Source organism: Bradyrhizobium sp. Kon56 (genome assembly GCF_055807635.1).
Genome location: NZ_JBVVOU010000027.1, coordinates 1 through 13435, shown reverse-complemented (window position 1 = coordinate 13435; position 13435 = coordinate 1). Strand labels below are relative to the sequence as shown.

Annotated in this window: 18 protein-coding genes; 9 read left to right on the top strand and 9 right to left on the bottom strand. The window is 58.9% G+C overall.

What is annotated here, in order from left to right:
• Positions 1 to 133: 133 nt before the first annotated feature.
• The 3 genes from AC0L3B_RS30715 to AC0L3B_RS30705 form a co-directional block, all read right to left on the bottom strand.
• On the bottom strand, positions 134 to 562 hold the full coding sequence (locus tag AC0L3B_RS30715; RefSeq protein ID WP_085349520.1) for a GNAT family N-acetyltransferase: 429 nt from the start codon (positions 560 to 562) through the stop codon (positions 134 to 136).
• A 62-nt stretch (positions 563 to 624) separates the two neighbouring features.
• Positions 625 to 924: a hypothetical protein gene (locus tag AC0L3B_RS30710; protein ID WP_085349521.1), complete on the bottom strand. Its 300-nt coding sequence runs from the start codon at positions 922 to 924 to the stop codon at positions 625 to 627.
• Complete coding sequence (locus AC0L3B_RS30705; RefSeq protein WP_473381577.1) at positions 921 to 1094, bottom strand: hypothetical protein; 174 nt, start codon at positions 1092 to 1094, stop codon at positions 921 to 923. Before AC0L3B_RS30705 ends, AC0L3B_RS30710 begins: the two co-directional genes overlap by 4 nt.
• Positions 1095 to 1502: 408 nt before the next feature.
• On the opposite strand from AC0L3B_RS30705, the gene AC0L3B_RS30700 reads away from it, so the two are divergent.
• From AC0L3B_RS30700 to AC0L3B_RS30690, 3 genes are all read left to right on the top strand, one after another.
• Entirely contained in the window at positions 1503 to 1700 is a 198-nt protein-coding gene (locus AC0L3B_RS30700) for a hypothetical protein (RefSeq protein ID WP_085349522.1), read from the top strand.
• A 108-nt stretch (positions 1701 to 1808) separates the two neighbouring features.
• Positions 1809 to 2153 carry a response regulator gene (locus tag AC0L3B_RS30695; RefSeq protein WP_085349523.1) on the top strand — a complete coding sequence of 115 codons (345 nt, stop codon included), beginning with the start codon at positions 1809 to 1811 and terminating at the stop codon, positions 2151 to 2153.
• A 269-nt stretch (positions 2154 to 2422) separates the two neighbouring features.
• Positions 2423 to 3946 carry an FAD-dependent monooxygenase gene (locus AC0L3B_RS30690; protein ID WP_473381576.1) on the top strand — a complete coding sequence of 508 codons (1524 nt, stop codon included), beginning with the start codon at positions 2423 to 2425 and terminating at the stop codon, positions 3944 to 3946.
• Positions 3947 to 4210: 264 nt separating this feature from the next.
• On the opposite strand, the gene AC0L3B_RS30685 is transcribed toward AC0L3B_RS30690, so the two are convergent.
• Positions 4211 to 4525 (bottom strand): hypothetical protein, encoded by a 315-nt coding sequence (locus AC0L3B_RS30685; protein ID WP_473381575.1) that lies wholly within the window; start codon positions 4523 to 4525, stop codon positions 4211 to 4213.
• A 12-nt stretch (positions 4526 to 4537) separates the two neighbouring features.
• Between AC0L3B_RS30685 and AC0L3B_RS30680 the strand changes: the two genes are divergently transcribed.
• Complete coding sequence (locus tag AC0L3B_RS30680) at positions 4538 to 4825, top strand: hypothetical protein (RefSeq protein ID WP_473381574.1); 288 nt, start codon at positions 4538 to 4540, stop codon at positions 4823 to 4825.
• 208 nt (positions 4826 to 5033) lie between these two features.
• Here the strand turns inward: AC0L3B_RS30680 and AC0L3B_RS30675 are convergent, their stop codons facing one another.
• From AC0L3B_RS30675 to AC0L3B_RS30665, 3 genes are all read right to left on the bottom strand, one after another.
• A complete protein-coding gene (locus AC0L3B_RS30675; RefSeq protein ID WP_368507499.1) occupies positions 5034 to 5507 on the bottom strand; it encodes a hypothetical protein in 474 nt (157 codons plus the stop codon).
• A gap of 312 nt (positions 5508 to 5819) precedes the next feature.
• Entirely contained in the window at positions 5820 to 6032 is a 213-nt protein-coding gene (locus AC0L3B_RS30670) for a hypothetical protein (protein ID WP_368507498.1), read from the bottom strand.
• Between the two features lie 216 nt (positions 6033 to 6248).
• Positions 6249 to 6581, bottom strand: a complete 333-nt coding sequence (locus AC0L3B_RS30665; RefSeq protein WP_368507497.1) for a hypothetical protein — start codon at positions 6579 to 6581, stop codon at positions 6249 to 6251.
• A gap of 302 nt (positions 6582 to 6883) precedes the next feature.
• On the opposite strand from AC0L3B_RS30665, the gene AC0L3B_RS30660 reads away from it, so the two are divergent.
• Both AC0L3B_RS30660 and AC0L3B_RS30655 read left to right on the top strand, forming a co-directional pair.
• A complete protein-coding gene (locus AC0L3B_RS30660) occupies positions 6884 to 7462 on the top strand; it encodes a tetratricopeptide repeat protein (protein WP_368507496.1) in 579 nt (192 codons plus the stop codon).
• A 96-nt stretch (positions 7463 to 7558) separates the two neighbouring features.
• A complete protein-coding gene (locus AC0L3B_RS30655) occupies positions 7559 to 7777 on the top strand; it encodes a hypothetical protein (RefSeq protein ID WP_368507495.1) in 219 nt (72 codons plus the stop codon).
• 316 nt (positions 7778 to 8093) lie between these two features.
• On the opposite strand, the gene AC0L3B_RS30650 is transcribed toward AC0L3B_RS30655, so the two are convergent.
• Together AC0L3B_RS30650 and AC0L3B_RS30645 are read right to left on the bottom strand one after the other, a co-directional pair.
• The gene (locus tag AC0L3B_RS30650; protein ID WP_085349525.1) at positions 8094 to 8294 is read right to left on the bottom strand and encodes a hypothetical protein; all 201 of its coding nucleotides are present in this window, start codon (positions 8292 to 8294) and stop codon (positions 8094 to 8096) included.
• A 9-nt stretch (positions 8295 to 8303) separates the two neighbouring features.
• Positions 8304 to 8603: a hypothetical protein gene (locus tag AC0L3B_RS30645; RefSeq protein ID WP_473381573.1), complete on the bottom strand. Its 300-nt coding sequence runs from the start codon at positions 8601 to 8603 to the stop codon at positions 8304 to 8306.
• A gap of 1238 nt (positions 8604 to 9841) precedes the next feature.
• Between AC0L3B_RS30645 and AC0L3B_RS30640 the strand changes: the two genes are divergently transcribed.
• Genes AC0L3B_RS30640 through AC0L3B_RS30630 form a run of 3 tightly spaced genes read left to right on the top strand, consistent with a single transcriptional unit; the run spans position 9842 to position 12468 of the window.
• Positions 9842 to 11230, top strand: a complete 1389-nt coding sequence (locus tag AC0L3B_RS30640; RefSeq protein ID WP_473381572.1) for a hypothetical protein — start codon at positions 9842 to 9844, stop codon at positions 11228 to 11230.
• 28 nt (positions 11231 to 11258) lie between these two features.
• Positions 11259 to 11423 (top strand): hypothetical protein, encoded by a 165-nt coding sequence (locus tag AC0L3B_RS30635; protein ID WP_240544012.1) that lies wholly within the window; start codon positions 11259 to 11261, stop codon positions 11421 to 11423.
• 16 nt (positions 11424 to 11439) lie between these two features.
• Positions 11440 to 12468: a hypothetical protein gene (locus AC0L3B_RS30630; protein ID WP_473381571.1), complete on the top strand. Its 1029-nt coding sequence runs from the start codon at positions 11440 to 11442 to the stop codon at positions 12466 to 12468.
• The last annotated feature ends 967 nt before the right edge of the window (positions 12469 to 13435 follow it).

Below are 13435 nucleotides of genomic sequence, written 5' to 3'. Positions count from 1 at the left end.
TTCAATACGCAAAAAGGGCCCGGCAGCTGTCAAGCTGCCGGGCCCTTGAACGTTCCGTGTGCGCTTCATCCCGCGAGCCATTTTCCGTTGCGGGAATCGCGTTCCGCATCACGGGAAACATGGCCCCATTCGCTCAGCGAAGCCGCTTTCGCCAGTAAAGCGTATGCGGCCACGCCCAGGGCACATGGGGTTCGAAGAGCCGATAGCCCGCCCGGATGAAATTATTGGCAGACACCGGATTGTCCGTCGTATCCGAGACGATGCTGTCCCATCCAATACGCCGTGCCCTTGCCTCCATCACCCGCATCAGCCTGCACTGGAGGTCACGTCCCCGGTGCCGCTGCAACACACCGACTCTGGAGAAATAACCGCCATTTCGAATGTGCGTTGACGGCACGATACCGGCGAAGGCTACTGGCTCAGCGCCGTGATAGGCAAGCCACCACGCTCCTGGCTCGAATTGCGGCAAGGGAGCCGCATCGAAGAACGTCAACTGATGCAGATCGGCCAATGTATCGACGATGTCGTCATCGGATGCATCGACGATGCGAATTCTGTACATGAGACGGTCCGTTGGGTAAGGACGACGTGAGTGGAATGCAGCAATGTCGTCGTGGCTGAGGCTCACTTGCCGAGCACGACCTTGACGCTTAGCCCAACCACACCCATCAGACCGGTGGCGATCACCGTAATCACGGCCTTGAGCGTGTAGCTCTGCGCCTGCTCGACGCTCGTTCGCCATCGGCGCAGATGCTGAAAATCCGCCCTTAGCTCCTTTCGATCGTCATTATCAATTCCGAAAGACGCCAGCACCGATGCCACCGTCCGCAATACGATGGCATCAATGTTCGCCTGCTGAAGCCTATGTTGCTCAGCCAGCATCTCGGCAACGATCGCCCTGATTTCGTCATCCGCCATCTTCACCGCTTGATGATCCTTTCAAAGTTCTCGAAGCCGCGCTTGGTGAAGTAGAAGGAGACAACCAGATTGGCCGTGATCGCCGCAAAGCCCGCGAGGGCGTCGGTGGAACCAAAGCCGAGGACCTTATCCCAGACCAGGAGTTTCGCGAAGTAAAGCGCGACGCAATAGCCCATCAATTTGTCCGGCTCCCGCCAATGCCCGATTTCCGCGACCGGAGACCGGGCCGGCACGTTCGCGCGTGCGCGGCCAGCAATGGTACGGACGGCGGCACGCCGATCGGCGCTCCCTCAACGCGTTTCAAGCGAGTGCGTGGCCGTGATGCGTGGCCCGCCGTCCGATTCCGAAAATGGGATACGAAAAAGCCCGCGGCGGATTTTGTCCCGCACGGGCATTGCGAACTCTTCGATGATGCCACTATGCCAGTGTTTTGCCCGACGGGTCAAGCTCTATTTCGATTTTTGCGAATTAAAGCCGACGGAGACCTTCGGAAAGTCAATTCCAATCGGGCTGCCGGCGTTTCGCCTGACGTGTCAACGAACGAACCGTCCCTGCCCGCGTTAGCCGGTCAGGAGGATCGACCAATGACATTGAACATGACACCGAAAACATCGCGGGACTGGCCGGGCCAGAAGCCGCGCATCGACGGGGAGCCCGACACGCGAGAGGCCATCATCCCGGACGCTGACGAAACCGAGGACCAGAACCGTGATCTCGTTCACGGCGAAGGCGGAGCCATCGATCTTCCCACCAGGCCCGGCGATCTCTCGAAGGATGATTAGGCCTTGTGCTTTGCACGAGGAGTCCAACATCGCTCGTTCGACCACGCCGTACCGGAACTTACGCCAAGGCGGGCGCGTTTATTCCTTCATCAGGAGGAACGTTGTGCGATGAGCCATACTGTACTGGTTGTTGACGACGATCCCGGCGTGCTCGACGTCATCGTCGGCATGCTGGAAGATCTCGGTTGCGACGTCATCAGCTCCCGGAGCGGCCCGGATGCGCTCGACCAGCTCGCGCACAACCAGGACATCTCCATCCTCATCACGGACATCAACATGCCCGGCATGGACGGTCATGAACTGGCCGAGCTGGCCAGGCGAGACCGCCCGGAGCTGAAGATCCTGCAATTGTCGGGGCGTGAGCCCCGGCGTGACGGCCTTCCCATGATCAGAAAGCCGTTCTCGTTCGAGGAACTCGCCAGCACCATGCGGCGCACCGTCGGCATCTGCTGAAGCTCGCAAGACCGAAACATCGCAAGCCAAAAAGTCTGAAAGCCAAAAGCCCAAAACAAAACCCGCGGCGGATCGCATCCGCGCGGGTTGAACCAAACTCATTTTCGATGATGGCATTATGCCGGTGTTTTGCCCGACGTGTCAACGCGGCGAACGCGGACAAGGAATTCCCTCTCCCCACTTAGATATGTGGTGTGCAACGGGCTTGCTTCAAGCCCCCGACCCTGCCGTAGAACCCTCGACCCGAACACCATCCCGAGGGGTCTCACATGCCTGTACTGCTTCCGACATCCCGGACGCGCGGCCACGCCAAACGCGCCGGCGCCCGCCACGAAGACCACGCCGTCGTGATCGCCGGCGGCGGCCCGACCGGCCTGATGCTGGCCGCCGAGCTCGCGCTGGCGGATATCGACGTCGCCGTGGTCGAACGGCGCGCCGATCAGGAACTGGTCGGCACGCGCGCCGGCGGCTTGCACGCGCGCAGCATCGAGATCCTCGACCAGCGCGGCGTCGCGGATCGTTTCCTGCGCGAAGGACAGATCACCCAGCTCGCGGGCTTCGCCTGGACCAGGCTCGACATTAGCGACCTCCCCACCCGGCACGCTTACGGGCTGGCACTGCGGCAGAGCCACATCGAGCGCATCCTGGCCGACTGGGTCAGCGAGCTCGCGGTGCCGATCTATCGCAATCGCGAGGTGACGGATTTTGCGCAGGACGAGACCGGCATCGACGTGACGCTGTCCGGCGGCGAGGCCTTGCGCGCGAATTATCTGGTCGGCTGCGACGGCGGCCGCAGCCTGGTGCGCAAGGCCGCCGGCATCGACTTCGCAGGCTCCGAGCCGACGCTGAGCAACCTCATGGCCGAAGTCGAGATGCGGGACGAGCCGGCATGGGGCCTGCGCCACGATGCGCTCGGCTTTCACGGCCTCAGCAAAACCGAGAGCGGGCGCGTGCTGGTGGTCGTGACGGAAGCAACGCTCGATCGCACCGGCGCGCCCGGCCCCCGCGATCTCAGCGAAGCCCTCGTCGCCGTCTACGGTACCGACTTCGGACTCCACAACCCGTCCTGGATCTCCCGTTTCACCGATGCGGCACGGCAGGCGGTGTCTTACCGCAAGGGCCGCGTGCTGCTCGCCGGCGATGCCGCGCATATCCATCATTCCGTCGGCGGCCAAGGCCTCAACATCGGCGTGCAGGACGCCGTCAATCTCGGCTGGAAGCTCGCGCAAGTGGTCAAGGGCCTGTCGCCGAACAGCCTGCTCGACAGCTACCACGCCGAGCGCCACCCCGTCGGTGCGCGGACCTTGCGCAACACCATGGCGCAGATCGCCCTGCTCCGCCGCGGAGAAGCCGGCCTCAAGGCCGCGCGCGAGGTCGTCGCCGAACTGCTCGGCATGGACGCGCCGCGCCAGCGTTTTGGCGCGATGATGAGCGGGCTCGACGTGCACTATGATCTCGGCCAAGGCCACGCGCTGCTCGGGCGCCGCATGCCCGATCTCGATTTGACGGTGGACGGGCGGCCGTTGCGACTGTTCACGCTGCTGCACGGCGCGCGCGGCGTCCTCCTCGATTTCGGCAAGGACGGGGGCATCGGCGTCCGCCCCTGGGCTGATCGCATCAGCCTCATCGCCGCCGATTACGAGGGACGGTGGGAGGTTCCGGTCATCGGACAGGTCGCAGCGCCAGGTGCCGTGCTGGTGCGGCCCGACGGTCATGTGGCGTGGGTGGGAGACGAGAGCCAACACGGACTTGCGGACGCAATGACGAAGTGGTTCGGACCGCCTGCGGCATGAGGCATGTACGTCCGACGCTCCGTCGAGACAAAGAAGCCCGCGGTATGCCGCGGGCTTTCTTCGAACATCAAGGGTTGGGGACTCGGCGCAATACCCGAACGTCGCGTCGCTCGTCCTTGTCCAATGAGACCGAACTGGGTGGCGACTCCACCACCGTAGCGGGGGTTTCTGGGTTGTACGCGAGCGCGTCGGAGAGCCAACGCGGCCATTCGGCTTCTGGCCGTGGCTCAACACGTGGTTGGCGCAGATTCTGGAAGCTTTCGCTCATGCCTGCTCCTGCGAACGTAGCCAAAGCTCTTCATAATGCGCCTCGGAATCGCACGTCGCGCCGAGGCTTCCGAGAACGCTGATTGGTACTCTCTGCACGCTCTCCTCGATATGTGCCTCCATCGTCGTGTTATCTCCGGGGTGCACGATGACCCGCTCGATGCGGTGAATGAATTCCAAGGGCTTGCCGTCTTCAGTCTCAATCGGCTGCACCGGCTTGCCCCAACCGCGATCGAGGATAGCATTGGCCGCTGCGACACGAGCATGCGCGGGAGCTTCCTTGTCGCGCATGATCTGGACCAGAGTTTTCATGGCGACCGCCGTGTGCGTCCGCGCCAAGGATTTGATTTCAGTCAAAGTGCGCTGCTTGATAAGCGCGTCTCGCGGCAGCTCTCGCAAGAGCGTTTTGGGAAAGAAGGTTGTTCTTCACTGGTTCAATCATCTGAAAATCTGCTTTTTGAAAAGAAACCCAAGTTAGTGACGTTGTTGGAGACGCAAAAAACCCGCGGCGGAAAGCTCCGGCGCGGGCGAAAACAAACACATCTCAATGATGCTATTCTGCCAGTGTTTTGCCCGACGTGTCAAATTCCATTGGCTCAAAGCGTCCAATAGCCTGCTCGCGGAACATCGTTTCACAGGTCCGCAAAGGGTCCACAAGCGGTCCTCGACCTGCTGCGTGCGGCAGGTCGGCTATGGGTCAAAATGCGAAGAACTCAACCTGAGCAAATCTGGTCCGCCATGCCTCGGTGAGCGGACGTCGCGGAGGGCTGCCGCCGTTTCCGCGATGGGCCACGACCGGACGTACGTTCGGGATGCCCCGTCACTGACTGGTCTCGTTCTGTCTTCGGATCAGGGACACGTCCGAGACGCGGGCAGTGATCGGCAATCCATGCTGTCTGAGAACACTCCATCCGGCCCATAGCCCGACGAGGCCGAAAAGACTGGCCGCAGGAAGAACCCAGGTCATTCGTCTGGCGCCCAACGTTGCGGCCATCGTCGTGCAAAATACAGCGACCAACACGGCAGGAAGGACATATGGCCAGTTTCCGATAACTCCGTCCAACCCCCTTCGGCCGATGAGCAATACCGCAATCACCCCGAAGCAACTCATGGCTAAAAGGAGGACATTCCCGGCGATGTCGAGCACAACGTTTATCCCGTGCTGTGGCATGGAGAGGGTCCCCAGCACGTGTTCGTAAAGACGAACGCTCGAAGCATAGGACATAAGAAGACAGAACAACCCGAATACCAAGCCGATTGTCTTGAAGAGAGGCCTTGCCGCTTGTACTTCCATGCCGGGCACCCTTTTACCTCTGCTCGAAGCTCCTTGAGGCGTTCAACCAGACCTGGGGTAGAGCGCACTGGTGAATCTACCGCTCATGTCCTTGGTTAAGCTGCGGTTGCCGCAATCGCTCAAAGGTGTTGGAGAACGACGGCCTATAGTATCGGCCGCAGATCACACCAATAATCACCTCACTTCTGCAATGGGTCATGAGCACCCTTCGGAGTGGCCGCCGGTTGCTTCCGGTCTACCCCCATGAGCCGACGACCGGGGACGCCGCTTAGACTTCGCAGTCGGGCCAATAGGTAACGTCGCGCGTCACCTTCACTTTCCCAGTGTGGCGACAAACTGGCGGTGTCGCTCAAGCCACTCCGGCTTTTGCAAACCGATGACCTGCACACATAGCTCAACGCATTCATTGCAAATAGCACTGGCCGTTTGCTGGCCTTTTGCGTTCACGGATACCGCGTTGACGACGGAAACAACTTCTTCCGGCTCCTTCCCGCAAAAGGCGCAAATTAAGTCCGAGTTCGTCATCCTCTGATCCTTCCGCCAGCCGAATTCGGCGAACCCGGTGGTTCGCAGTTAGATGATCTTATGCAACCATGCCGATGTCGGCGATGGGTCATTCGCGTCGGTTTGGCCGGATCATGCTGACTTCTGGTCTTGCGCGGTGAACGGACATCCTCAGGATAGGTGGGCATGCCTCAAACGGGCCACAAGCGGAAGTGAATGCAAAGGAGGCGCCCCTGATCACGCCCTGTGTTCCGGGGACCAGCTCTGATTGGTCATCCAAGAACAGAGCGCCATCGAGACACCTCCAGCAGCGGCAATCAAAAGCAGATGGCTTTGGGAAGAGAAGCCCGCGAGAGACGATCCAACAACGCCGGACGCTGTAACGAGAGCGAGCTGCCAGCGCCGCCCTTCCAGAGAGTAATCGACAAGCGCACTTGGAAACGCAACCAAAACACTCAAGAACGGAAGCCCAACCAACCAACCAAGAGCACTCGTCGACCCAAACAGAAAGTCGAGCACGCCGCCCATAAGCAGCGGCCCGACTATGAGAAACGTAAAAATGCGCTTCATTGGGTCAATGCCTCGCAAGAAAGGCGATCCGTTCGGAGCGTGGTGGCTCGTATAACCAGGTTGTGTTAACGCGGCACGAAGCCGAATCCGACAAACGTCTGCTACAGGTCAAAATGCGAAGAGCTCAACGTGAGCAAACCGGTCCGCTATACGTCAGTGACCGGACCTCAACGAAGCGGGGCACTACTTCGCTGATGGGCCACAAGCGGACGAACGTCGCTTCCAATTGACAGTCGCAGAGTGATGTTTCTTTAATGTCGTATGAGAGACACTCCGCACGGACAAGAGGCATTGGTTAGACGATGCGACTAGCACTACCGAGCCGCGCTGATGATCGCACCAAACGCCGCAGCAAAATTCCTGAATGGATTGCCGCTGCATCATGCGGCGACGTTGACGCTCAGTTGGCTCTCGCTTGGGAGTATGCCCGAGGCGATGCCGTTGACGCGGATTTCGTGACCGCATGGAAGTGGTTTGATCGTGCCGCCTCGTCCGGTCAAGAAAACGCTGTTTTGCATCGAGCCCGCTTCCTTCAGCTTCGCGGCGTCCCAGAAGGAATACGTGAACTTCGTAAGCTCGCTGCGAAAGGTAACTGGAGAGCGCAGTTTTGGCTTGGAACGCACTATCAATCACAACATGGACGCTTGAGCCAGCTGAGAGCCGCTGCGTGGTACGGTCGATCCCATAAATGTGGGTTCCTTGGCGGCAAGCTCGCGAAGTTAGCGCAACTGCGAAGAATAGCGCATCAACCCTTCAGAACGTTGTTTGCCGCTAAGGTCACTCTTGGGTTCGTTTCGACCTTCATGCAGCTGTTTCGCCGAGATGAGGCGCTCGAAACCCATGAAATGTTGATGTATCGCTTGAAAAGCAGAAGCCCGTGAAAGCAGCTAGTCAAGCCGTTGAAGTCAGCTTCGGGTCAGAAGCAGAAGTGCATTCACATCATGGGCTGGTTGGGAGCGACAAAGCACACCAGGTATATGATCGAGAACAGCGTGCCGAATCCTAAACACTGCAAGGCAATCGCAAGCCAGAAGAGCAACGGGCTCTCATCCCTCAGCAGCACGGCGCCAAAGCCTAATGGTATCTGCATCGTTCGGAGGCTGTTGAACAACTTAAATCCGACCAACGCGAACGCGACCATCACGACCAAAAGCATCGATATCACTGGCATCGGCGGCTCGCTGCAATTGCGCTGATCTTAGCATTCACGCGTCAATCATGGATCAGGCCAAATGCTAAAATTTGAATGTTAGGTCGGCTTTGGGTCAGAAGCGGTCCTCGACCGGCTGGGTGCCGCAGGTCAGCAACGGGCCATGAGCGGCCGTGAGCGAGTGTTTCAGGCTCCGAACCAAACGCGTCCAATGCAGCATGTCGATGCCTGACTGACCGCAGGTGCAAAATGCGTTGTTCCGCGAAGTTAGGGGCCGCACCTATATGAGAAAGGCACCTACTGAAGCGGAGCTTCGCACTCCTTTAGGGTGCGGTGGATGGCGGTCGCAGCCTCGCTCCCGGTCATCCGGCGCCCGGTTGTCCAGGTGGGCGGTCAAATCCCTGGAAGCCGACGAAGAGCAGTCCGAACATGATCGCCACAATGAGGCCGGAGCCGAGCACGACGAGCAGCGCAGCCTTCCAGCCGGCCAAGCCCCGTTTTTGGAGCCGAACGGCGCACAGGACTAGAACTATGAAGAGGATGGGGCCAACCAGGATGAGCACGCTTGACCCTCAACAAGCCACGCATCTTCGACAGAGCCGAACGATGGCCTTCATGATCCAGACGACCAGAGCGGTCGTAAACAGGGGCCATAGAATGGTGGAAGCGGCACTCACCAGCACGATGTCGTCTTTGGATTCGAGAACAGGAATCAAGATGGAAATATCTCCGGTCAGCTTGGAGTAGAATGGCGGCACAAGTAATGCAGTGCTTCCCAAGATGACGAGATAGTCGCGCACGCTACCCGAAGCAAAGCGCACCATCGCGATGGCCGCTGCGGCAAAAGCCAAAATGAGAGCAGCTCCGGTCATCCTGTCTTGATTCCCTGTTGGTGAACCTTTCGGAGATTAGCCCTTTGTCGCGGCTTCCTGAGGATTCGTTCAAGTATCGGTCACACGGAGGTCTCCAGGTCCTAAGGCGTCGCGTAAAGGGGGAGGAGGATTACCAGGAGGGCCAGCGACAAGATAAATGTCAGAAACACCGCCAATGCAACTGGATGTGCGACGCGCGGCTTCGCCGGTTTCGACATTGAAAACGATCTCTATGTGCAATGATGCAGTGTTATTTGGTGGTCCGATAGCTCGGTGTGGTTCAAAAGTGTCGGTTGCCGCAGTGAGGCCAGCACGGGGAACAGCTGACCGCCGGTCTGCACTCCTTCAAAGTCGGCCATGGATCACTGGACTAAACCGCTCGCGCGGTAGAACGCCGCGGCTGGCGACACGGCGAAGCAATAGGCGACAGCTCATCGTGACGAGCGGGGCAATTGGTGCGTAGCTGGCGACGATCCGATGATCGAGGACGTGCTGATCTGGAAGTTCGTGGCGGAGCACCAACCATTGCACAAGAGCCAACTCGAATCCTCGATCGCGATTGGTGTTTAACGTCGCGCTAGTTGGACCCCGTCCAGGCATCTCGACGTAAGCAGACTTACAAATGCGGTGATGCTCTTGACGAGCAGCTCGAAACAGTTCGGCTCTGATAGCTCCGGGGGCTTTCCAGCCGCCAGAGATCAGTTTGCCTCATGGCCTTCAATATCGAGGAGCTCACGTTTAGATTGTGTGGTGTGGTATTTTTGCTATAGCCAAGCCATTGAAAGTACAGGTGCCGCCAAACATTAAATCCCCATAGGCGATCGTCCTGATCGTCTGAAGGTTGTTTGACGCGACTAGCTCGATCACGCGGCATCGTCCTACGTCCCCCCAGCGCGGTTTCCTCCTTTGGAGGCTTTCGGACGCCGGCCCCCGTGCGCGCGGCAACACCGTCATGGGGCCGGCATCCGAAACCCTTCACAAACGCTGACGTTCGGCCGACAACGTGACAAGGTCGGCTCCTGGCCCATCAGCGGACAGTCGTTCGACGAATTCCGGTCTACCCCGATAGGCAGACATAACTCATTCGTGAACCGCCACAGGGCGACCGCTGTCCTTGCGAGTGAACACAAGGGACGGCAAGGGCGACCAACCCTACAGCGGGAAGACTTGCCACGGCGCCTGCCTCCGGCTGCATGTCAGGACGTTAGAGGCAGCATTCCCGTTCCGGGAGGCGCGATATGCTGCAGTTGAAAGACAAGGTCGGACGGTTCGCGACGACAGGGCGCAGCTGCCAGAACTGGAAAAAGGATCAGGAACTGGTTATTTCGCTGCTCAACAAGATCGCCATTTCCGACGGCGGCGCCGAGAACACGCTCAAACCACAGATGGTCGTGACCGGTTATGCCAGCGACGGCCTTTACAACTCGATTCTGTACTTCCAGAAGAAGAACTTTCCCGGCACGCCTGACGGCTATGTTCGGCCTGCCGGTCCGACATTCAATCGGCTCGTTGAACTGTCGACGAAGGCGGCCGCCAAGCCCGCCCCGCCAAAGGGCCAATGGGACGCAATCGCGACTCCTTCCGTCGATGCTGCACTTCGCAAAGGTCTCATCGACGATTCAAAGCTGGACTACGCAGAGGTCGTTGACATCATCCGGGCTACCGTCGCAGACGGGATGGTCACCGCATTCGAGCTGGACGACCTGACCACCATTGCGAACACCTCCAGAACGCTCTCCCCCACCTCGAAAAAGCTCATCACGCTCTTCGTCGGAGAAGAATACAAGGAGAAGCGCGGGATCGGACCGTATGATCTCAATTCCGATCAGAAAAAACTAGCCGCGGAAATGGTCTGCGATTTCCTGAAAAATACGAGGACGACGTTCTTTCCGAAGCTCGACCCACACCGCGTCGGCATAGGTATTCTCAGGCGCATTGCGAAACCGAGCCTCATCAATCAAGAACAGGGAAGTCTGTGCGGGCCATCCGCCCTGATGTTCGGCTACGCGTCGGACAAGCCAGGGTCTTACGCGCGCTTCGCGATCGATCTCTATCAGAAGGGGCAGGCGAATCTTGGCCGCCTGCTGATCAAGCCGGGAAAGGATGTGAGGAACTTCACGCCACCCTGGTCGCTGGACCACGTCGACTGGCTGACATGCGCCTCCATACGCGATTCGGAGAACTGGTTCCTGGATTTCGACGACACAGGCAAGATCAGCGATCTTGCGGGTGTCACCCTGCCGAGCGAAATGGAGCAATGGTTTCGCAAGGCAGGATACCGGGACGTGCGCGAGAATACCAACATTTCACGATTCAACAAAGACATCGACGATGTAACCGAAGCCAACCGGCTGCTCGACAGCGGATATCGCGTATGTCTTTTCATAAGCGCCAATATGATCGACTATGACGACCAGTCCGATAAAGGCTCCGCGCTTACGATGCACTGGGTCGTGCTGCGCGAGAAGATACAAGTGATGAACGGGTTCGTGAAGGCGAAGGTCTTCTCATATGGCGATGGAGACTATTTGATACCGCATCCGCAGGAAAAAACCCATGCCGTCAAGCCCCTCGCCGTTCGGGACTTTCTTATGAATTTCTATGGATACGTTGCTGCCAAGGGGTGACCGGGGCCAGAAGCACCAAGGCAAGACGATGCTGGTCACGCACGAGATGGCCTTCTCAGCCGATGTCTCCACCCGCGTCGGCTTCATGAATGCCGGCATCATGGCCGAGGATCGGCACGCCCGAGGAAACCATCCGCCAGCCGCGCAGCGAACGGCCGAAGGTTCAAAATTTCGCGTTGACGGTCCGAACTAGAACAGGAGAACCGGACATGGCCGCTTTCCAAGAGGTTTTCCGCCGCTCCGGCATCGATGAGGGCCGCAGCCCGCCAGGCATGGTGGTGCCGTTCGGCGGCTCCAACATCGTGGCGCTGATCGATCCCGGAAGAAAGCTCAAAGTCGATCCTAACCCCCATGCCCTCGGGATCAAGGAGATCGATGGCGCCGATACTCTTAGACGCGTCATGCAGACCAAAGACACCTTCTCCGCACCCGACATCGATCCGCAGCTCAGGGCGGCGTCACTTCCCGCCACCTTCAATGGCGATGCACGGTTTTTCGAAATCAATGGCCGGATCAAGCCGATTCCCTTTCCCGGTCTGGAGGTGGTGGCCCGGTCGGCCGGCCGGAAGATCGAAGCCAAGCTCTATGTCGTCGTGCTGCCGGAAATCAAGATCAAGGTGGCGTTCCGCAACGTCATGATTCCGGGCAGCGGCGGCGCTCCGGCTTTTCACGCCAAGAAGCCCTGCAGTGAGCAAGATGAATTGCTGACGATGAACAATATATGGAGGCCACAAGCCAACATCCGCTTCGAGCGGGTGCCAACCGACTGGCTGGTCATCGACGACTCGCAGGCTGCCGTCAAACAGGAGCTCGCCAATGCGACTGGCATGAAGGATGCGAGCCTTGCGGTCCTTCCCGATGTGATCGATGTCGAAAAACTGAAGAGCTTCTTCCCCAAACACAAAGTTCAAGGCGCCCATCTCACCATTTTCTGTGTCGACAAGCTTCGGTCCAAGGGCTCCTTTCCCAATGGCTCGTTTGCTCGATCGCTGGACCTTGCGTTCATCAGCTCGCAACGCGGGCCTAACACGTCTGCCCATGAAGCCGGGCATTTTCTCGGCTCCTACTCGAAGAGCGCGACCAAGCCCTGGGACAGCAACGGCCACACATTGGAGACCGATCCGAAAACCGGAAAAGAAAACAGGGCGGAAGACATCAAGATGCTGATGCGCGACGGAGGCGCCGGGTGGAAGATTCCGTTTAATCTCGTCAAGGAGTTCCGCGACTTCCCCGGCTAGCATCCAAAGCTCAGACGGCAGCTGGAAATCACTCCTGACGTCGAATGTCGCCTTTGGGCCACTTTCAGAATCATGCAAGGCAGCAAATGGAATCAGCCTGTCGGGACGCTAGTGGAATCAAAATCGCAGGTACAGATACCGTTGTTGTGCGGGCCGCTTCGTCATGTAGACCGAGCGGGGGGTAATCCAAATTCTCCAATTGCGGGTTTGGTGGACTGGCCGTCTAATCGCGAGGCGAGCAAAGCTGGCGTGAGCCTGCTTTGATCCAGCCCTCGGAAGCGGGCCACCTACTTCGGAAGCACAGGCGGGTGGCCCGCTGGGCGGTTAAGCGATTTAGGGCACGCCATCGGACTGGCAACGCCAGTGACTTCGCGGACCATTGCGGTGCTGTGCGAGTGGACTGAATCCGGGCAACAGTTCCTCCCTGACCGATTTGATAGCCAACGATTTGGAATAAGTCGATGTTCCGTAATCTGTTCGCGGTCGCGCTGATGGTATCGACCAGCGCCGTGCTCGCGCACGATCACAATCGGCTTGATCTGTCGAAGTGGTTTGCGGAGCTTTATGACCGAAAGGGAGATCTGTGCTGCGATGGTAGCGAAGCGATGAATTTGTCAGAGGTAGATGGGAGATCACCGGCAACCATCCATTACCGTGTCCGCGTGCCGACAACGCCTGGGGGCTTCGGGCGCGATGGCTGGCGCCACCAACGTGGAAACCGAGTGGGTTTAGGTACCCGACGACGCCGTCATCGACGAGCCGAACAGGGCTAAAGCGACGCTGGTCTGGCCGCTCTATGGCCCGATGGGTGTGAGCATTCGCTGCTTCATACCCGGGACGATGAAGCGCCTCCGATTTTAATCGGCGCAAGGCGGAGTTCGGCTTAGGGTCGATTTTGTTGCAAAAGTCGGTTGAGACAAGTCACGAACCGTGATTCCGTTGTGTTGACGCGAATCTCGGCGAGGTC